The 20855-nt window shown below is 40.9% G+C and carries 22 protein-coding genes and 1 tRNA gene; 12 read left to right on the top strand and 11 right to left on the bottom strand.

From position 1 onward, the window contains the following. Positions 1–97 precede the first annotated feature (97 nt). From AO382_RS00785 to AO382_RS00775, 3 genes are all read left to right on the top strand, one after another. Positions 98–481 (top strand): SCP2 sterol-binding domain-containing protein, encoded by a 384-nt coding sequence (locus AO382_RS00785; protein ID WP_064603874.1) that lies wholly within the window; start codon positions 98–100, stop codon positions 479–481. A 327-nt stretch (positions 482–808) separates the two neighbouring features. Next, positions 809–2260 carry a cytochrome c oxidase accessory protein CcoG gene (gene ccoG / locus AO382_RS00780; RefSeq protein WP_064617322.1) on the top strand — a complete coding sequence of 484 codons (1452 nt, stop codon included), beginning with the start codon at positions 809–811 and terminating at the stop codon, positions 2258–2260. A gap of 112 nt (positions 2261–2372) precedes the next feature. Next, positions 2373–3005 carry a FixH family protein gene (locus AO382_RS00775; protein WP_064617320.1) on the top strand — a complete coding sequence of 211 codons (633 nt, stop codon included), beginning with the start codon at positions 2373–2375 and terminating at the stop codon, positions 3003–3005. 30 nt (positions 3006–3035) lie between these two features. Here the strand turns inward: AO382_RS00775 and AO382_RS00770 are convergent, their stop codons facing one another. The 3 genes from AO382_RS00770 to AO382_RS00760 are packed head-to-tail and all read right to left on the bottom strand — an operon-like array spanning position 3036 to position 4963. After that, entirely contained in the window at positions 3036–4004 is a 969-nt protein-coding gene (locus AO382_RS00770) for a LysR family transcriptional regulator (RefSeq protein WP_064611624.1), read from the bottom strand. 24 nt (positions 4005–4028) lie between these two features. Further along, on the bottom strand, positions 4029–4424 hold the full coding sequence (locus tag AO382_RS00765) for a hypothetical protein (protein WP_064611623.1): 396 nt from the start codon (positions 4422–4424) through the stop codon (positions 4029–4031). Positions 4425–4462: 38 nt separating this feature from the next. After that, positions 4463–4963 (bottom strand): L,D-transpeptidase, encoded by a 501-nt coding sequence (locus AO382_RS00760; protein ID WP_064617318.1) that lies wholly within the window; start codon positions 4961–4963, stop codon positions 4463–4465. A 203-nt stretch (positions 4964–5166) separates the two neighbouring features. Between AO382_RS00760 and argG the strand changes: the two genes are divergently transcribed. The 6 genes from argG to AO382_RS00730 all read left to right on the top strand — a co-directional run bounded on the left by argG (position 5167) and on the right by AO382_RS00730 (position 9675). Then, positions 5167–6510 carry an argininosuccinate synthase gene (gene argG / locus AO382_RS00755; RefSeq protein ID WP_064611621.1) on the top strand — a complete coding sequence of 448 codons (1344 nt, stop codon included), beginning with the start codon at positions 5167–5169 and terminating at the stop codon, positions 6508–6510. Positions 6511–6640: 130 nt separating this feature from the next. Continuing rightward, positions 6641–6946 (top strand): hypothetical protein, encoded by a 306-nt coding sequence (locus tag AO382_RS00750; protein WP_064617316.1) that lies wholly within the window; start codon positions 6641–6643, stop codon positions 6944–6946. 191 nt (positions 6947–7137) lie between these two features. Further along, entirely contained in the window at positions 7138–8205 is a 1068-nt protein-coding gene (gene pyrC, locus AO382_RS00745) for a dihydroorotase (protein ID WP_081261318.1), read from the top strand. Then, positions 8202–8900, top strand: a complete 699-nt coding sequence (rnt, locus tag AO382_RS00740) for a ribonuclease T (protein WP_064617312.1) — start codon at positions 8202–8204, stop codon at positions 8898–8900. The genes pyrC and rnt overlap by 4 nt, the downstream gene beginning before the upstream one ends. A 48-nt stretch (positions 8901–8948) precedes the next feature. Further along, on the top strand, positions 8949–9437 hold the full coding sequence (locus tag AO382_RS00735) for a YajQ family cyclic di-GMP-binding protein (RefSeq protein WP_003657554.1): 489 nt from the start codon (positions 8949–8951) through the stop codon (positions 9435–9437). Between the two features lie 162 nt (positions 9438–9599). Continuing rightward, positions 9600–9675 (top strand) — tRNA-Glu (locus tag AO382_RS00730). A gap of 119 nt (positions 9676–9794) precedes the next feature. On the opposite strand, the gene AO382_RS00725 is transcribed toward AO382_RS00730, so the two are convergent. The 8 genes from AO382_RS00725 to ffh form a co-directional block, all read right to left on the bottom strand. Beyond that, positions 9795–10529 (bottom strand): pirin family protein, encoded by a 735-nt coding sequence (locus AO382_RS00725; RefSeq protein WP_064617310.1) that lies wholly within the window; start codon positions 10527–10529, stop codon positions 9795–9797. Between the two features lie 375 nt (positions 10530–10904). After that, positions 10905–12494, bottom strand: a complete 1590-nt coding sequence (locus tag AO382_RS00720; RefSeq protein ID WP_064617308.1) for an inorganic phosphate transporter — start codon at positions 12492–12494, stop codon at positions 10905–10907. 206 nt (positions 12495–12700) lie between these two features. Further along, positions 12701–13615 carry a 4-hydroxybenzoate octaprenyltransferase gene (gene ubiA / locus AO382_RS00715; RefSeq protein ID WP_064617306.1) on the bottom strand — a complete coding sequence of 305 codons (915 nt, stop codon included), beginning with the start codon at positions 13613–13615 and terminating at the stop codon, positions 12701–12703. Further along, on the bottom strand, positions 13612–13875 hold the full coding sequence (locus tag AO382_RS00710) for a hypothetical protein (protein WP_003671710.1): 264 nt from the start codon (positions 13873–13875) through the stop codon (positions 13612–13614). The genes ubiA and AO382_RS00710 overlap by 4 nt, the downstream gene beginning before the upstream one ends. A 55-nt stretch (positions 13876–13930) precedes the next feature. Continuing rightward, positions 13931–14746 carry a class I SAM-dependent methyltransferase gene (locus tag AO382_RS00705; RefSeq protein ID WP_064617304.1) on the bottom strand — a complete coding sequence of 272 codons (816 nt, stop codon included), beginning with the start codon at positions 14744–14746 and terminating at the stop codon, positions 13931–13933. 42 nt (positions 14747–14788) lie between these two features. Then, positions 14789–15631 (bottom strand): undecaprenyl-diphosphate phosphatase, encoded by an 843-nt coding sequence (locus AO382_RS00700; RefSeq protein WP_064611612.1) that lies wholly within the window; start codon positions 15629–15631, stop codon positions 14789–14791. A gap of 151 nt (positions 15632–15782) precedes the next feature. After that, positions 15783–16469: a tRNA (adenosine(37)-N6)-threonylcarbamoyltransferase complex dimerization subunit type 1 TsaB gene (tsaB, locus tag AO382_RS00695; protein WP_064617302.1), complete on the bottom strand. Its 687-nt coding sequence runs from the start codon at positions 16467–16469 to the stop codon at positions 15783–15785. 15 nt (positions 16470–16484) lie between these two features. Next, entirely contained in the window at positions 16485–18029 is a 1545-nt protein-coding gene (gene ffh, locus AO382_RS00690) for a signal recognition particle protein (RefSeq protein WP_064617300.1), read from the bottom strand. 221 nt (positions 18030–18250) lie between these two features. Between ffh and AO382_RS00685 the strand changes: the two genes are divergently transcribed. From AO382_RS00685 to AO382_RS00675, 3 genes are all read left to right on the top strand, one after another. Then, complete coding sequence (locus tag AO382_RS00685) at positions 18251–19042, top strand: inner membrane protein YpjD (protein WP_064611609.1); 792 nt, start codon at positions 18251–18253, stop codon at positions 19040–19042. Positions 19043–19117: 75 nt separating this feature from the next. Continuing rightward, positions 19118–19423 carry a YbeD family protein gene (locus AO382_RS00680; protein WP_064617298.1) on the top strand — a complete coding sequence of 102 codons (306 nt, stop codon included), beginning with the start codon at positions 19118–19120 and terminating at the stop codon, positions 19421–19423. A 47-nt stretch (positions 19424–19470) separates the two neighbouring features. Beyond that, the gene (locus AO382_RS00675) at positions 19471–20853 is read left to right on the top strand and encodes an exonuclease SbcCD subunit D C-terminal domain-containing protein (protein WP_227513588.1); all 1383 of its coding nucleotides are present in this window, start codon (positions 19471–19473) and stop codon (positions 20851–20853) included. Positions 20854–20855: the final 2 nt, after the last annotated feature.

The following is a 20855-nucleotide window of genomic DNA, read 5'->3' as shown; positions in this document are numbered from 1 at the left end:
CTTTTGCTTTATAATATCTCAAATATACAAATCAAATTAAAGCATAGTGTCTTTTTTAACCTTAACCGATATTATCAAACAGTCAAGGATAATTATTATGGCAAAATTTTTAAGCCAAGCATGGTTTAATCAAGTCAATGAACTCAATCAAGCTGCAGGCAATTTAAATCTACCACCAAATTTAGCTAATGTCTTATTAAATGCCAAAGTTACTGGCGATGACAGTGGCGAACTACATCTTAAAGAAGGTAAAATTTTTCAAGGTTTGACAGAAAATGCCATCAGCACTGTAACCGTTGATAGCGAAACATTATCACAGCTCATCTCAACAGGTGATGCCAATCAAGCCATTGAAGCGTTTATGCTTGGCAAAATTCGTATTGACGGTGATATGACTCAAATCATGACGCTACAATCTGCCAAACCAAGCCAAGAACAAAAAGAGCTATTTAAAAAAATTCTGCAAATAACCGAATTTTAAGTCAAAGAATTTTAAGTAAAAGACTGTAAAAACACTTCAAACGCCCCCATCAAAATTAGCCTGATGGGGTTTTGTTTTGATTTAGGTAAGTGTGCTATAAATACTTGTTTTTATCATTTAAGAATATCTTTATTCAAAAATATAACTTGCATATTTTTATAAAATGTCAAAATATCATACAAAAACCCTACAAAAAATGGTAATATAAGATAAGTTACCAACTACCCGTTTTGGTGTTTTTTATTTACCAAGCCATGCCTTAAAAAAATGCTTCTAGCAAGTAAAGCGATTTTTAATTCATTTGGGCCATAAGCCAAGGTATCTGTTATGTCAGAAGAACAAAAACCAAAGAAAAAACCCCGCCCTGCCCCTGAAAAAATCATTCCCACCTCCAAAGATATGGATGCAACTAAGCACCGTGTGCATCCACGCTTTGCTAAAGGCAAATGTACCAACATTCGCCTAATTAGCATGTATTTGATTTTACTGGGATTTTTAATCGCACCTTGGCTTCGTTGGGATGGTAGACAAGCACTTTTATTTGATGTTATCGAACCTAAGTTTTATATTTTTGGGGCAACTTTTATGCCTCAAGATTTTTACTTCTTTGCATTTGTTTTTATCATTGCCGCTTTAATGCTATTTATGGTAACTGTCTATGCTGGGCGGGTTTGGTGTGGTTACGCTTGCCCACAAACCATTTATGTGCATCTGTATCAGCATGTAGAAAAATGGATTCTTGGTGAGCGTAACAAGCGTATCAAATTTGATAAAATGCCTTGGAATGCCGAAAAAATTCTCAAAACCGCCCTTATTCATACCATTTGGGGTGTTTTTTCTGCGATTACTGCGGTAACTTTTATTGCATTTATTGTTGGTACAGACTATTTATTTTTTAATGGACACCCTTTATTTTTTATGGGCTGGGGTAAGATGACATGGATATTTTTTATTCTGATTGTCTTTGTTACCCAAACCAACGCAGGCTATATGCGAGAGCATATGTGTGTGTACATTTGTCCCTATGGTCGCTTCCAATCTGTCATGTTTGACAAAGACACATTGATTGTTTCATATGATTATGAGCGTGGTGAGCCTCGTGGTGCGCGTAAGAAAGATACCACGCCTGCAGGTTACGGTGATTGTGTTGATTGCACCATGTGTGTTCAGGTATGCCCCACAGGCATTGATATCCGAAATGGGCTTCAGGTTGAATGTATCCAGTGCGCTGCTTGTATTGATGCATGCAACGAAATCATGGATAAAGTTGGTTACCCACGGGGTTTGATTCGTTATACCACCGAACGCCAATTGGTTGAAAAACAAAAGACCAAAATTATCGGATGGCGTATTTTTGCTTATACTGGTGTACTTTTGGCTTGTATCATTGCTGCAACGATGGTATTGGTTGGTCGTGCACCCCTTGAGATGGAAATCCGCCATGACCGTAAACAACTCTCAACAATCGGACGAGATGGCATGGTTGAAAATAGCTATGTCTTAAAAATCGTCAACAAAACCAATGAACGCCAAGTTTATCAAGTTCGTTTAGAGGCAGAAAATACAGCTGGTATGACTTTACGCTCACGCTTTAAAGAATTACCATTGCAAGCCAGTGAACCGTACGATTTGCCTGTCAGTATCATCGGTGACCCAAATATCATCAAGCCTGGCAGCACACCTGTAACCATCACTGTATATAGTAAAGATGGTCAATACAGTGCATCAGCTCAAGATGTCTTTATTTATGAACCAAAAAAATCCAAGCAGCCCAAATAACTAACCTTAACAACCAAGCTTGGTTTTTCACCTAAATGGGTCTAATTGTGCTACAATAAGACCCATTTTAGTTTAACCTACTTTGATGGCAATCCAATCATTGGCAAATATCATGAAACTGACACCCAAACCCAATAAACAGGCAAATATTTGGTACAAAAACTATATGGTTTTAATTTTTGTCATTGGATTGCCTGTGTTGGTTGTGGTGATTTGCTTATTTTTTATTTTTTATTCCATAAAAATTCAAGACTCAACCGTCCGTGATGATTGGTATATGGATGGTAAAACCTTATACCAAGACTCATCTCGTGATCAATTGGCACATGATTTGGGCGTTTTTGGTGTCATGCGACTATCTTGGCATGCCAACATAACTGATATACGCTTTGAATTAAATTATCCCACCCAAAATCTTTCAGCCCAAAACTTTCATAATGATACACCATTAACCTACCCAGATGAGTTATCTGTACATATCTCGCATGCCACTGATGATACAAAAGATCGTGATTTTACCATTATCCATCAAAAAGACAATGTGTATGTTGGCAAAGTGCAACTTGATGACACCCCTGCCAAATATTACTTGCAAATCAGTAGCCCTAAGCCACAAAACTGGCGATTAATTCAGCACGAAAATTTACCAAAAAGCAATATTATCTTCTTACCGCTGTCAAGTTTTGATGAAGAGCGTCGCATATTGCCCGACCAACGCAATAAACGCCCTTCTGCCAAACCATAAAACATGGCTTAAAGACACCTTAGATGGCTGCTATACTTTGATGACTTGATTTTCTTCAGCAATGACTTGTCGTGCGACATGCAAGATTAATTGGCGTAACCAGCGATGAGCAGGATGATGCTGAAGAAGCGGTGACCATGCCATGGTCAGCTCAAACTCAGGAATAAAAAACGGTGGTTCTTTGATGATGATATTGGGATTATTATCTGCTTGCAAGCGAGCGACTCGTGTGGGCAGTGTTGCAATTAAATCTTTATTCGCAACAAGCATTGCAGGCATCTGATAATGCCTAGTAAATACACTGATTTGCCGCTTTTGACCCAGTCTTTGTAGGGCTTGGTCGATCGAGCCAAGACCGCCTGACTTTTCAGGATTGACACCAAATCCCACGCCCATACCTGTCTTTGATACCCAAATATGATGCGCCTTTAGATAGTTTTTAAGATTAAAACGATTGGCGTAAGAGCTGTCCGCCGATAATAAGCAGCTAAAAGTATCTCTCCACACCAATACCTGATGAAAGCTTTGAGGAATTTCATTAAAGCGATTGATCGCCAAGTCCACACGCCCTTGCTCCATGTCTCGATAAGAGACATCTGATGGCGTCAAAAAATCCAAGATAACATTAGGTGCTTCGCTACGCAACGCTTTCACCAAACGAGGTACCAGTGTTGCTTCTGCATAATCACTGGTCATAATGCGAAATACTCGAGAAGTACTATATGGACGAAACTCGGTGCGCGGCTCAAGCAGTGTCGTGATATCTGAGAGCACCTCACGAATGCGCGGTTGTAACTCAAAAGCGCGCTCAGTAGGCGTCATGCCCTCAGATGAGCGCACCAAGAGCGGATCATTAAATAATGAGCGCAGACGCCGCAAAATATTACTCATTGCAGGCTGAGTAATACCAAGCCGCTCAGCGGCACGCGTGACATTTTTTTCACGCAAAAGCACATCCAAATAAAACAATAAATTTAAATCAACTTTTTGCAAATTCATACAGTTACCTTTGGGCGGCGACGCTTATTGGCTTGGCATTTGTGGTGTCGAACTGCCTTGATGAACCACAACTTTTGAAACGCCTGCGATCGATTTATAAACATTCACAGTCGCATTGACATCATGATGTACAGGGCGCACAACCATCGCATTAAAAATATCAAATTCATTTAAAATCAGATCGCCCCGTCGGCTTGCCAAAGCTTGGACGGCGGATTTGGCATTTGGCTGATAATAGACAATCAGACTGTCCGCCTGTGCACTAATTAGATCAATACTTGGCTTTGAGGTGGTTGGCGCATGATTCGGTACAGCTGTCACGCCGCCAGTTTGCTGAGTCATTGATGGCGCACTTGTGCTCTGACAAGCAGTCAAAGCAATCACACTCATTCCCAAAGCAATCGCAGTTAGTTTTTTCATAAGTTTTTCTCCATTTTAGATTTATAAATCATTTAAAATTAACAAATATCGACGCAAGTCCCTACTGCCACTTGATCAAACAGCCAAACAAGTTCATCCATCCGCATTCTGATGCATCCATGCGACATAGGCACGCCCATCGGCTCTGTGTCTGGCGTACCGTGAATATAAATATATCGCGACTTGGTATCCACCACCTTGCCATCAGTATTCAGACCACGATTATGACCCTCTATTTGTCCATCAAGCCATAAAATACGCCCAAGTATCCAGTCTCGATCAGGAAAATCATGCCCCAATTCATCAGTATAAAGCTCACCAGTAAACTGTCTGCCAACAAACACTGCATTGGCAGGCAAGCCATCGCCAATCTTTTGGCTGATGACATGCTCACCAAGCGGCGTACAGCCTGTACCCTCAAGCTGTCCTGTGCCGTTTTTTGCGGTGGAAATCGCAAATTGGCGCAGCAAAATATCGTCTTGATACAAAGTTAAGCACTGTGATTGGGTGTCAATCACGATACGCCGATCTACGGTCATTATTAATTCCTAAATAATAGCCATCATTTTTTAAAATGATAGTATAACAAAAGCATCGCATATTTGGCATACTAAAGTGTTATGAAATTCTTATTTTTATCACAAAAGACGAATTATCTTAGGTTTAATATCCATTAAGCATAAAAAATGTTATAATTTCTTGATAAGTTCATTTTATTTAGTCATAAATCAAGGATATTCATATGAGTAATGCAACCATTTTGCAGCACCTTCCTGTCGGCAAAAAAGTCGGTATCGCTTTTTCGGGCGGTTTGGATACTTCAGCTGCCCTGCTTTGGATGAAGCAAAAGGGCGCTGAGCCTTATGCCTATACTGCCAATTTGGGTCAGCCAGACGAAGATGACTACAATGCCATTCCTGATAAAGCCACACAGTATGGTGCGGTCAAGGCGCGATTGGTGGACTGCCGTCTACAGCTTGCTCAAGAAGGCATCGCTGCCATTCAGTGCGGTGCGTTTCATGTGACCACAGGTGGTATGCCCTATTTTAATACGACTCCTTTAGGGCGTGCGGTGACAGGCACGATGCTGGTATCAGCGATGCGCGAAGATGATGTGAACGTTTGGGGCGATGGATCGACCTATAAAGGCAATGATATCGAGCGTTTTTATCGCTATGGTCTGCTTGCCAATCCTGAGCTTAAAATCTATAAACCTTGGCTTGATCAAACTTTTATTGATGAGCTTGGCGGTCGCGCTGAGATGAGTCAATTTTTGATTGATAATGGCTTTGATTATAAAATGAGCAAAGAAAAAGCCTACTCAACTGACTCAAATATGCTTGGCGCAACTCACGAAGCTAAGGATCTTGAGTTTTTGGATGCCAGCCATAAGATTGTTGAGCCGATCATGGGCGTGCGTTTTTGGGATGAGAGTGTCGAAATCGCCGCTGAGACAGTGACGGTCAGCTTTGAAGAAGGTGTGCCCACAGCGCTAAATGGTGAAAATTTTGACAGCTTGGTTGATTTGATCCTAAAAGCCAATGAAATTGGCGGTCGTCACGGCTTAGGCATGACCGACCAAATCGAGAACCGTATCATCGAAGCCAAATCTCGCGGTATCTATGAAGCACCCGGTATGGCACTGCTGCACATCGCTTATGAGCGCTTGGTGACAGGCATCCATAATGAAGACACCATCGAGCAGTATCGCATCAATGGCTTGCGCTTAGGTCGCCTACTGTATCAAGGTCGCTGGTTTGATTCTCAAGCGCTCATGCTGCGCGAGACCGCTCAGCGCTGGGTTGCCAAGGCGATCACAGGGGAAGTCACGCTTGAGCTGCGCCGGGGTAATGATTATAGTATCTTAAATACCGAATCACCAAACCTGACCTATGAAGCTGATCGCTTATCCATGGAGAAAGTTGAAGATGCTGCGTTCACACCGCTTGATCGCATCGGTCAGCTGACCATGCGTAATCTAGACATTGCAGATACACGCCAAAAACTGGGGCTGTATGTCCAATCAGGCTTGCTAGGCTTGGGTGGCGGAAATGCCGTACCACAGCTTGAGCATAAAGGCAAATAAGCCAGTTTCTCTAAAACCATCAAATTCCCAATCGTTCTACGGTTGGGAATTTTTTTCAAATTACTTGACATTGTTTTTTTGCTATAGAATTTTAATTTAAATTGATATTTAATAATATTTGGAGTACTCAATGGCTTTTAATAGTGCCAAATACAAAATTGTAAAGAATCAGGCTAAAACCATGGGTTTTGTGACCGATTTGGAAACTTTTATTTACGGCAATCAAAAAGCAATTAATATCTTTAAGCTATTTAAATATATAGGTATTTTCGGTATTGTTGTGTCAATTCTGTTGATTGTTACAATTATTGGTCTCTTTCCTGGCATTGCTGGATTGGCACTCAGCATACTTTGTTACATTTATTCAAATAAAATGATTAATGAACATCTTTCTTTTATTGAATATGCCAAGAATGAAGATCCCGACTTTCGCTAAATTAATGCTTCATTTACATGGTCGCTTGCAAAATTTCAGCAAGCGACTTTTTTGTTTATGTATCAAATTTAAAACTTGACAAAACCGCCCCATGCTAGAATAATGGCAAGATATTGATTTTAGCCATTTCATTGAGAAATATTGTATAATTTATCAATCGTTACTCAATAGACACTCAGCCAAGTGAGCCGATTATGACCACTATTCTTACTCTCATTCAGCCAGATGATTGGCATATCCATCTGCGTGATGGTGAGGCTCTGGCGACCACCGTTCGGCATGCGGCAACCAGTTTTAACCGTGTGATTTGTATGCCTAATTTAGTGCCACCTGTTAAAACTGCCAATCAAGCCATCGCTTATCGTGAACGCATCTTAAAGGCATTAAAAGACAGTGATCTACCAGCCACTCGTAAAGATAGTTTCGATCCACGCATGGTGCTTTATTTGACCGATCAAACCACCGCCAAAGATATTGACGATGCCGCACAAACAGGCATTGTATCGGCAGTTAAGCTGTATCCTGCTGGAGCAACCACCAATTCAGCTGATGGTGTAACTGATATTTTGGCACGCAGCTTGGTATTTGAGGCCATGCAAAAACATGGTATGCCGCTATTGGTACATGGTGAAGTGACTCACAGTGAGATTGATATCTTTGATCGTGAAAAACGATTTTTAGATGATGTGCTAAATAAAATTATCACACAATTCCCTAATTTAAAAATTGTCATGGAGCATATCACTACCGCCGATGCAGCGGATTTTTGTCTTGCTCAAGGCAATCACATCGCAGCGACAATTACCCCACAGCATCTTTTATTTAATCGCAATCATCTGTTGGTTGGCGGTATTAAGCCGCACTATTATTGTTTGCCCATTTTAAAGCGTGCTGCACACCAAAAGCGTTTGCTTGAAGTGGCAACTAGTGGCAATCCTAAGTTTTTCTTAGGGACAGATTCCGCCCCTCATGCCACACACACAAAAGAATCATCGTGTGGTTGTGCAGGTTGTTATAGTGCCTTGCACGCTCTACCGCTCTATGCCATGGCATTTGAAAGTGTCAATGCACTTGATAAACTTGAAAACTTTGCCAGCCGATATGGCGCTGATTTTTATGGATTGCCAGTCAATACCACCCAAATCACACTCATCAAAGAGCCGCAGACCGTACCTGACAGCTTTGATTATTTGGGTGATAAGACGCTGACACCGTTGTTGGCAGGTGAGGTTTTACCTTGGCAAGTGGTTGGCATATGAGCAAGACAGTCAAACCAACAAAAACTCTCATCGCTGAACGATTTCGTGGATTTTTGCCTGTGGTGGTTGATGTAGAGACCGCTGGATTTAATGCTGCCACCGATGCATTGCTTGAAATCGCTTGCGTGCCGATTTTGATGGATAATGATGGGAATCTTTATCAAGGTGAGCCATTAAATGCACACATTGAGCCATTTGAGGGTGCTAATCTTGAGCCAGCTGCTCTAAAATTCACTGGCATTAATCCTGATAGCCCCTTTAGAAAAGCCATCAGCGAAGATGAAAAAACTGCCTTGCGTCGTATTTTTAAAGCATTAAAAGCCATCAAAAAAGAACATGGTTGCCGTCAGTGTATTTTGGTTGGGCATAATGCACATTTTGATTTGGGATTTTTAAATGCTGCCATTGCACGAACCAATAGCAAAAACCATTCGCCCTTTCATGCGTTTAGCGTATTAGATACGGTGAGTTTTGCTGCATTGGCTTATGGTCATACCGTTTTGGCAAAAACTTGTGTGATTGCTGGGCTTGAATTTGATAATCAACATGCACATTCAGCACTATACGATGCCCAAAAAACTGCTGAACTGTTTTGCCATATTGTCAATCAAAATACACTTTTATCAACCAATCATGCCAATTTAACCCAAGATGACACGCCAACCAGCTCTCATCAGACGCCATCACTGACTTGATGGATAAATTTAAAAAATTACTTAAAACCAATTATAAGGAGAATTATCATGCCATCTTTTGATGTGGTTTCAGAATTACAAGTTTTTGAGGTTAAGCACGCAGTTCAAAATACTGAAAAAGAGGTTGCCAACCGCTTTGATTTTAAAGGCAGCGATATCAGTATTCAACTGAATGAAAAAGCCAAAACAGTTACCATTACCACTGATAATGAATTACAATCAGATAATGTGTATGCGATTTTTGAAAAACAATTGATTAAACGAGGCGTTGATTTACAATCACTTGACCCACAAGACAAAAGCCAATCAGGGAAACAAACCAAGCAAATCATCCATCTAAAAGATGGCTTAGACAGCGATACTGCCAAAAAAATCTCAAAAACACTCAAAGAATCTGATTTAAAAGTATCTGCCAGCATCCAAGGCGATAAAATTAGAATCAGTGATAAGAAAAAAGATAATCTGCAACTTGCTATGGCTTTTTTAAAAGAAAAGACATTTGGTGTGCCTTTACAATTTAATAACTTTAAAGACTAGCAGACCAAATTATTTTATTAAAAATCAATTACTTAGCAGTTTTTGTCAAAATTTTGACATAAAACGCTTGACGACCAAAAATATCATGATATAATTGCAACCAATTTCGGATCAACGGTGAAAGCGCCGAAATTCAGCAAAGGTTTGAGCTTTGCACACTGTGTCCCATTCGTCTAGAGGCCTAGGACACCGCCCTTTCACGGCGGTAACAGGGGTTCGAATCCCCTATGGGATGCCACTATTCTAAAACGCGCTCAGTAAATTACTGGGCGTGTTTTTTATGCTTAATTTTTATTTGACAACAATCATAATCATACCAACGGCATCAATAAGACCTTACCTTAATGAATAAATGAATTAAGGCTGATTGGTATTGGTTGCAATATCCATTGGCACATCCATCAATAAGATTTGGGCGTCGCTGGTCGCAGTCAATTCAAAACCATCCACATCCCAAATACCCAAACCATCACGCTCGCCAAGTTGCTGACCATTAATGTTTGCACCGCCTTTGATCACAAATACATAAACCCCATTGTCTGACTTTTTGATTTGATAGTAGCGACTGGTATCTTTATCAAAGTTGGCTAATGAAAACCAAGCATCTTGATGAATCCATACCCCATCATCATCTGCATTTGGCGATAAAATTTGTTGAAAATCATTTGGCTTGGCTTGATCGGCAATGGTGACTTGTTGATAGCGTGGTTTTATGCCATTTTTACGAGTTAAGACCCAAATTTGTAAAAACTTCACTGGCTTATCAGCGTTAGCATTCATTTCGCTGTGAGTAATGCCCGTACCAGCAGACATAACTTGGATATCACCATTTTTAATGATACTGCCATTACCCATGCTGTCTTTGTGTGCCAAATCACCACTCAAAGGCAGTGAAATAATTTCCATATCTTGATGCGGATGTCTGCCAAAGCCCATTCCGCCTTGAACACAATCATCATTAATGACACGAAGCACACCAAAGCCCATACGCTGTGGATCATAATACTCTGCAAAGCTAAAGGTATGACGGCTTTTTAGCCAACCATGTTCGGCATCGCCACGAGAATCAGCGGCATGAAAGACGGTTTTCATTATTTTCTCCAAAGCTATTGATAATTAATTGAATTATAATGCAATTCATTGATACGATAAACGATCATTTGTAAGACTTAATGACAAAAATGACAAATCTAGAAATTAAACAATTAAGAAAAACCAAGCAACAATTTAAGGGCAAATATTGTCAATATCAACCCTTTTAACGATTGTCTTTATCTATTTTTAGAGTTAATTTATTTAATTTTTATTAAAGTATATTATTATTATTTTATATATGTACATTTGAATTTATCATAAAAATTAAATCATAAAAATTAAAAAAAATTATCCCTTTGAATATCAGATCCAAAGGGATTTAGCGGCTTAAGATTAACACAAGCCTACAAAATAACCATTTTGTGCTGTCAATCAAAGAAAATAGGTGAGCAATAAGAACGAGATGGCACTGATGGTTGCTGCTGCTGGCAAGGTAATGACCCAAGCCAAACCAATAGGTTTCATCAAACGCCAATTGGTATTTTTATTCACCAAACCAATACCAAGCACAGCACCCACCAAAATGTGCGTACTTGAAACAGGAATGCCTAAGCTAGAAGCACCCATGACAACTGCAGCCGCTGCAAGCTCTGCTGAAAAACCTGAAGCTGGATGCATTTCGGTAAGGTTTGTGCCAACTGTTTGAATAACCTCTTTACCAATAAACCATAAACCTACAATCAGTGAAACGCCAAAGGTTAGCATGACAGGTGCTGGTACCGTTGCCTGAGCCTCAACTGCGTTATTTTTAATCACATCCATAATGGCAACAAAAGGACCGACTGCATTGGCAATATCGTTGGAACCATGGCTAAAAGCAAAGGCACATGCTGTAAATACCTGCATCCAGCTGAACATAACAAAAGTCGCTTTACCTAAGGCTTCTTTATGTTTACCACGAATGGTTTTGGTATAAATAAAAGCGGTCAACCATACCAAAGCACCCAACATACCCATCACCAAACCAGCTTGGAGAATGGATAATTGTAAACCTGTATTTGCCAAACCCTTAAATACAACCATCGCTGTCATAATCACCGCACCCAAAGCGGCAATGAGTGGCACCCATGTCTTTAAAGCCTTTAGTGTATCAAGATTATCACGGCGGCGTTCAAGGTCAAAAATGGCACGGTAATATTGGGTTTCTAAATCATCACGCTGACAATCACCGTCTTTAAAAGCCTCTTGGTCACGCAGCAACGCATTGGTATATGGCAACTTTTCTTTATCATCAAGTGTCTCAAAATACTCTTTTTGTTCACGCTTAAGTGCCTTTTTTTTGGCTTTAATGGTCTTAACGACCAATTCCGCTTTATCATTATATGCCAATATATTTTTTTTAATAATACTGTATAATAAATATGATAATGCCCCGCCTAACACAGGTGATATCACCCAAGAAAGTGCAATATCACGAATCTTTGACCATTTGATAGTTGAAAATGCAAAATCAACCCCACCGATACTAATGCCAAGCACGATTGAACTGCCCACAATACCACCAATAATGGCATGTGTGGTTGATACTGGTAGGCCACGCTTCGTTGCAAACAATAGCCAAAATGCCGCTGCAACGAGTGCTGAAAGCATCAAGTAAATAAACTGATTTGGGGAAACGCCCAATTGACCGATATCAACAATGCCGCTACGAATCGTATCTGTGACCGCTGCACCCGCCAAAACGGCACCTGATACTTCAAAAATTGCCGCAACTGCCAACGCCTGAGTGACTGATAGCGTACCTGCACCCACGGATGTGCCAAATGAGTTGGCAACATCGTTACCGCCAATGTTGAATGCCATAAAAATACCAAAGAAACTTGCAATCATAAACAATAGCACCTGCTGATGCATTGTGTAGACCAAGCCCCATTGGATAAAATAGATACTCATTCCAGCCAATAGCAAACCAAAAAATAGATTGACTGCCATCGGCGTGGCTTGTTTTGTAGAATTTACCATAAATTCACCAAAGATAAATGAAAAACCACTTCAAACAACCTAAGTTTCCAAGGTTTTTTATACAGTGGCTTAGTTACTTAAGCTGTACAAATTATAAATTTGGTTTATGACAATTTGATGACAATTTAGCAAAATGCCAAAAAGTTTCTTTAAAATAACAGAAAATAATAGACAGTCAATTTTTATAAATTTATAACATGATAAGATTATCTAAAATAAATCAAACAAAAAATCACCGTCATAGTCAAAACATACCGCCCCACCCAAACATTTTCTTTAAAGGCGGTAAAGCACGCTAAGCGTTCACGATTGGCGATAAGCTGATATTGCCGAAAAAACATCGCAAGCACAGGCATAAATGTCATAATGCACAGCCATTTGGGTAAATTATCAAAATAATGCCAAAATGAAACACTCATCAGCACCGTAAAGATAAGGTTCAAACCCATGGTGATTTTTACATCGTATCTACCAAAGAGTATGGCGGTTGATTTTACACCAATTTTAAGATCGTCATCTCGGTCACACATGGCGTACTCAGTATCATAAGCAACCGTCCAGCACATATAGGCAATAAATAGCACCCAAGTCCATAAATCAGGCACGCCTTGTACAGCGACAAATGCCATCGGAATTGCCCAGCCAAATGCCGCTGCCAACACCAACTGTGGTATATTGGTGAATCGCTTCATAAACGGATAAATAAATGCCAATAATACTGCACCCAAAGACCAATAAAAAACTGCTTGAGGTAAAAAAAACAGCAAGCACGCCGCCAATAATGATAAGCCGATAAAAGTGAGTACTGCCGTTTTTGGTGACAGTCGACCATCTGCCAAAGGTCTTGTATTGGTACGCTTGACTTGCCCATCCACCTTTCGATCAGCAAAATCATTGATCGCACAGCCAGCGGCACGCATCAAAATCGCTCCCAAAGCAAAAATTACAATATACCAAAAATTTGGTAATATATTTTTACCTGCATAGACCAAAAATAATGCCCAAAGCGTGGGATGTAATAACAGCTCGGTGCCAACAGGTTTATCAAAGCGTGTCAGTTGCAGCCATGCAATGAACTTTTCGTTAACCGTCATAGGTGCGTGGGTCTTAAGATTTTTCATGAGTGATTCTTTGGTGGGCTTACCATAACATACAACTGCACGGCTTGCCTGAAGCTGATTTCTGGAAATTTGGCACGAATAGCTTTGATGGCTTTGACTTGTGGTAAATTTGCTTGCGATTGTGCGTACTCAAGCCATTCTTGTTTTTTATAGACAAACAACGCATCTTCAAGTTTTCGGATGCGAGTTTTTTGTGTGAAATTTTGTATTAATATCAAAACATTTAAGGCAAGGTATGCCCATATGATCCAGCCATCCATTTTAAATTCTCCCAAATAAATAGGTTTTCATGACCAGCCTATTGATAAATGACCATTACCCCAGATGCAAGGCTGAATGTCTGTTTTTATCATAGCGATCAAATCTTAATGCGTCGTTTTGAATGCTGTGATTTGGTGGTTGTTGAACAAAATATGGTGCGCCGATTGGTCTTTTGATAATCAGTCTGCCATTTGGTTTAATCATGTTCATCGACCGACAAAAAATCTGGTGTGCTTCTGATTGTGTTGGTGGTGCTGCCAATTCATGCAACGCTTGCATTTGCTTATTTACCTTGGCTTTATAGCTATCTTTGGGAAACATCGGATCTAAATACACACAGTCAAATTCCCCTGTCATCTCACTGGTATCTTTGTAAATAATATCCATACGACCCAAAAGTCCTTGCCAATTTGCCTCTTGGGCCATTGCCTGATATTCATAATAGAGCAGTAATGCCATCACAGGATTACTCTCACACAAAGTCACATGAGCGCCACTACTTGCCAAAATTAGTGCATCATGACCAAACCCTGCAGTACCGTCTAGCGCCGTCATGCCTGCTTGCAGTTTACACGCCTGCAAAATCAGCTCTGATTTACGCCCTGCTGTCACAATGCGATGCTGAAGTGCTGACCAATTTAGTGTAGATTTGATGATTGTTTTATCTTCGACTTTGATTAATGTTGGTGTGTTTTTTAAGATGGCAATGATGGGCGTATCGCCAGTTTGTTTCAACTGTAAAATTTGCTTATCATTGAGCTTATTGTGCCGATGCACCGCCCAATCAAGTGGCAAATCATACACCTGACAGATAGACAAAAGCTCATCTACTACGGTATTTGGCTTGTCATAAATCAATGATAATCGCACAATCGCTCTCTAAAATGTCAGTTTATTACTTAAAAGGATGATTCAAGCTTGGATTTGATAATTAAACCCAAAAAATGCAATCAACACCAAAACACCTGTCGCAATTCGCAACCAAGCAAAAATCATAAAGTCTTTTTGACTCACCCAAGCCACCATCAATCGAATGCACAAAAGTGCGACAACAAAAGACACTCCTGTCCCAATCAGCAAGATCAGCCAATCAGCTAAGGTTTGTATTGCATCAAAATGCTTAATTAAATCAAGCAATGCAGCACCAATAATTACAGGAATGCCTAAGAAAAAAGAAAACTCTGTCGCCGCCTTGCGAGATGTCCCTAATAGTAGCGCTCCGATAATCGTCGAGCCTGAACGACTCGTCCCTGGAATCAAGGCCAAGCACTGACACAGACCAATACCAAGTGCTGTTTTAAAGCTGATATTTTCAGCTTCTGGTGCATGGATGGGACGAGGGTTTTTTTCAGCATAAATGATAATCAATGCACCTAAAATGAGCATGGTCGCCACCACCAAAGGATGAAACAGTGCATTGGTGATAAAATCCGCCATCGTAAAACCAACCACAACCACAGGCAAACTTGCGATCATCAAAGAAAAGCCAAGCTGTCTTGGCTTGGTAAGATCTGATGAATGCCCTGTCACCAATCCCATGAACGCACCCCAAAGCCTACCCCAGTAATCATAAATGACCGCCAAGATTGCACCCAATTGAATAAATACAATGAATAAATTGCGAAATTCACCACTTAAAAAATTCATGATATCTGCAGACAAAATCAGATACCCTGTGCTTGAAATGGGCAAAAATTCAGCAATGCCTTCCACCACACCCATTATGATCGCCTTGATAATTAGCAAAATATCCATCAATCATCTCAAAAATAAAAAAATAGAATGCCACCGCTTCAACCAACTTAAATAGCCAGCAGCTTAATGAGGCTTGATTGGCTATTAGAAATATATAAATATTGCTATTTATTATCCAACATGCACTCATGATAAAGGCGGTTGATAGCCATCATTTACCTTGCTCAGCCAAAGTTTTCCAAGCATTATCTCTGAGATAAACAGGTAAAGCGTGTTCTGCACGCACCGCATAACCTTGTTGATATTCGCCCCAAGCCAATCGAGCGATATCGCTTGCTGTTGGTTGAATTTTTAGTTTAATATTGGCATTTGTGTTAATCAAAGATACGCCATCACCGACGATAACATCAGCAGGCACGGCACTGCCATAATCTACCAAAAATTCGTTACCATAGGCATTGCTGGCATCTACGATTGGCTGAATATTGCCATGTTTAACCATAAAATTACCAGCATAGACTTGATTTTGGCGTGCATCCATAACCGCCGTGATACACGATGATTCTGCAAATTGGTGTATCTGATGTGCTGTGTCCGCCAACGCAGCCAAACTTGAAACACCCACGCACAAAGTTTCATGTGCCACCGATAAAGCCTGTACCACTGCGGTATTAATGCGAATGCCACTAAATGCACCAGGACCACGATTAAACGCCAAACAGTCTATGTTTGATAACTTAATATTCGTCTGAGATAACGCCTCATCCACCAAAGATAAGATAATCTCGGTTTGACCACGACCGCCTGCCACAGTCTGTTCATAAATTACGGCGCCATCTGTCAAAAGTGCAATCGAACATTGCTCAAATACCGTATCAAATGCCATTAAATTTGACATAACAGCCACCACCCATCAAAAACGCTTTTTAAAGTTTGATGGAAGCTGGCTTTGCATTTCTTGCATCTTTTTTTGCATCTCTTCCATGCTGGGCATATCTTCTGGCTTTAGACCCAGATCCTGCATGGATTTTTGCATGTCTTGCATCGTTGGCGCGCCTGCCTGATTAGCGTCTTTATTACCAAATAAAGGGCCGCCACCTGACATGCCACGAGTCAGACCTTGCACCGCTTTCATCATTTTGCCAATGCCGTCAGGTCGGCTGATCATTTTCATCATTTTTGCCATTTGTTTGTGCTGCTTGAGGAGGCGATTAACATCTTGAATCTGCCTACCTGAGCCTGCAGCAATACGGCGTTTGCGGCTTGGTGTGATTTTATCTGGATTTTGGCGTTCAAACGGTGTCATTGAGTGGATGAGTGCTTCCATTTCTTTGACTTTTTCTTCAGGCTTGGCTTCTTCCATTGCTTTTTGGATATCAGCACCACCCAAGCCTGGCATCTTATCCAAAAAGCCTGCCATCCCACCCAAATTTTTCATCTGCTGAAATTGGGTGAGCAGGTCTTCTAAATCAAACTCGCCACCTTTTTGAATTTTTTTCGCCATTTTTTCGGCTTTTTCACGGTCAATTTTTTGTTCAACTTCTTCGACCAAAGACAGCACATCACCCATACCTAAAATACGCTGAGCGATACGCTCGGGGTGGAACAACTCAAGTGCTTCTAGTTTTTCGCCACGACCCAAAAACTTAATCGGCTTACCTGTGATCGCACGCACTGAAAGTGCTGCACCGCCGCGCGCATCGCCATCAGTTTTGGTTAAAATCACGCCTGTCAAAGGCAGTGCGTCATTAAATGCTTTGGCAGTATTGGCCGCATCCTGACCTGTCATCGAATCCACCACAAACAGCGTCTCCACAGGATTGACTGCCTTGGTTAACTCCTTGATTTCACTCATCATCTCATCATCAATATGCAGACGACCTGCGGTATCAATGATCAAAATATCTTGATACTGAAGTTTAGCCTCATCGATAGCTCGGCGTGCGATATCAATTGGGTTTTCATCGGTTGTTGAAGGTACAAAGCTTGCACCGACTTGTGCTGCCACCTGTTCAAGCTGCTTGATGGCTGCTGGACGATATATATCAGCTGATACCAGCATGACCTTTTTGCTTTGTTTGTCTTGCAAAAACTTAGCCAGCTTGCCTGCAGTAGTCGTCTTACCTGCACCCTGCAAACCTGCCAGCAGATACACCAAAGGTGGCTTACCCGTCATCTCAAGCGTCTGATTGGCACTGCCCATCATCTCAGTGAGTTCATCATAAACGATTTTAACAAACGCTTGCCCTGGGGCGAGTTCTTTGAGTACTTCTTGACCAAGTGCTTGTTCCTTGACGCGTGCGACAAAGTTGCGTGCAACTGGCAATGCAACATCCGCTTCAAGCAGTGCCATGCGTACTTCTCTTAGAGTATCTTTGATGTTGTCTTCGGTCAGCTGTCCTGTGCCTGCGATATGACGCAAACTACCAGAGAGTCGTTCAGTTAAAGTATCAAACATAATTTTTCCAATGTGTTATTTCAAAGTTTGGACATCACTTAAGATTTACCTGTCATCATTTGGATATCCATAAAAGTATTGCTACAAATACCTGCTATTTTATGCTAAATTAGGCAAATATTCCAATTTAATTGCACGATTTATGCTGATTGTTAGGATTTGGAGCAAAATTCTTTTACCGATATCCAAATGATTAATCAGACATCAACAAAGGGGTAGCCGTGCTTGTTATTTTTTTACTGTGTCTGATACTTTATATAGGATCAGGTCTTTATTTGGCATATGCCTTATTTCAAAAGACACCGATTCATCGGTCGGTGCTTGGCATATTAATTTTTGCTATCTTATTACATGGTTGGGTATTGACACCTGAAATCATCACGCTCTACGGACTAAACTTTAACTTATTTAATACGCTAAGCTTAACCAGCTTATTTTTTGTATTATTTTATGTATTATTTGGTCTGTATCGCCCAATTTTAAGCTTAGGGATTTTGGCGGTTCCGATGGCAGCGGTTGGGGTGAGCTTGGGCTATTTTGGTCAAGTGGCTTACAAACCACTCACGGATTTATCAAACACTCTACAAATCCACATTTTACTATCATTTGCTGCGTATTGTGTGCTACTGATGGCAGCCGTTCAAGGGGTACTCTTACGCTTACAAATTCGTGAGCTTAAACGCAAAACCATTCATCGATTTTGGGTCAGTCGCCTGCCGTCTTTACAGAGTATGGAGAGTCTTTTGTTTGATATGGTGCTGACTGGATTTGTGATTTTGAGTATCGCACTTGGGTTTGGTCTGGTCGCAACTTATGACATCTTAGATCAACATTTGGCACATAAGATGGTATTTAGCTTGCTGAGCTGGCTATTATATGGGCTGTTGATTGCTGGTCATTATCGCTACGGCTGGCGGGGTAAGCGTGCCGCAAATTTTGCGGTATATGGATTTTTATTACTGGCGATCGGTTTTGTCGGCTCAAAGGCGGTGATGGAGTTTTTAATCAGCTAGGTTTTGATGATACTACTTTAATTTTGACAAAATTCCCCCATCTTATTTCTACACCAAAATCATTTAGGATAACTTATGACTAATACGCCAAAAACTCCAACACGCACCGAAATTCAAACGCCTGAGCTTTGGAATTTTCCTATGGATTATCCCATGAGTATCATCGGACACGAAGGACATCATGAAACTTTGATCAATGAAGTGAAACTAATTTTAGCAGAGATTTTTCCTGAATTTGATGCAGCGACCATGCAGGTTCGCCCATCTCGCACAGGTCGCTTTCATTCTGTACGCGTGAATTTGTATTTAACCGATGCCGATCAAGTCAATCGCTTGTACACCGCTTTGGATAAAGCTGCAACTGTGCGTACCACTGTTTGACCAAAGACCGCTGTTTGCGGTCTTTTTTTGATAATTTGGCAACTGTCATGACGATATTTAAAACACATCTAACCCATCAAAGCCCCATTGTGCCTACCCTACCCAAACCCAAGGACTCGCTGCGTCTATTGCATACATCTGATTGGCATTTGGGCAAGCTTTTATACAATCAGTCACGCTATGATGAATTTGCTAAATTTTTGGATTGGCTGATTGAGGCTTTGACATTACATCAAGTGGATATTTTAATTGTTGCTGGTGATATCTTTGATACCATGACACCAAGCAACCGTGCAGAATACCTTTACCATCACTTTCTTGCCTCCGCCTTTAAAAATCATATTCAGCACATCATCATCGTCGCAGGCAATCATGATTCTCCCACCAGCCTACAAAAAACCAAAGAAGTGCTCGGTGTGCTAAATACCCATGTGATTGGCAGTGTCAGCCAAGACAAATCTGATGAGCTCATCGTTCTAACAGATGATGCAGGTATCCCAAGTGCTATCGTGATGGCGGTGCCTTATATTCGTGATCGTGATGTCAGAAGTGGGATTGATGCCAACTCAATCCACCAAAAAAATCAGCTCTTACTGGAGGGCGTGGCTGACTATTACCAGTCTTTAGCCAATCTTGCCAAGGATAAGCAGCAAGCCGTTTATCACACCCACCAAAAAACCATCCCCATCATTGCCACAGGACATCTCTATGCCGCTGGTGCCGCTGTCTCATCCACCGATGATGGCATGCGTGATATTCAGATTGGAACACTTGGTCAGATCAGTAGTCAGATTTTTGATGATGCCATTGATTATGTGGCACTTGGTCATATTCACGCTGCCCAAAAAGTCGGTCAAAAAAATCACATCCGCTATAGCGGCTCGCCAATCGCGATGGGATTTGGAGAGATTGGACGCCACAAACAAGTGCTGATTGTTGATTTACCACTCAATAAACGCATACCGATATCAAAGTCGCCAAAGAATGATGATTTGCATGGCGAAAATCAAGATAACGATACCATATCAATCCATAGCCTACCTGTTCCAATTTTTCATAGCCTTGCTAGAATCTGCGGTGATATGGCGTTCATCGCTAGCGCCATCGACACCCTAAAGGCACATGATGAACCCATTTGGCTTGAAATTGAGTATGTTGGCGACACCCTAATCACCAATTTAAAGCAGCAAATTGTCGATCTGCTTGAAGGTTCAAGCATTGCTACGATCAGCATCAAAAACAAAACCACCTATCAAGGCAGCCTAAAATCAAACACGCCTACCCTAAATTTAGAAGAACTTGATGAAATGGATGTGTTTTATAAGCGGCTTGATAAAGAAGATCTCAATCAAGACGAAAAAAACGATCTTATCGGCGCTTATCAAGATTTGATCAAAGAAATCCAAGAAACCGATCATAAAGCTGTCTGATC

Source organism: Moraxella catarrhalis, from assembly GCF_001656295.1.
GTDB lineage: Bacteria > Pseudomonadota > Gammaproteobacteria > Pseudomonadales > Moraxellaceae > Moraxella > Moraxella veridica.
Note: the sequence above shows the minus strand (reverse complement) of the source record. Positions and strands in the feature narration are given on the sequence as shown.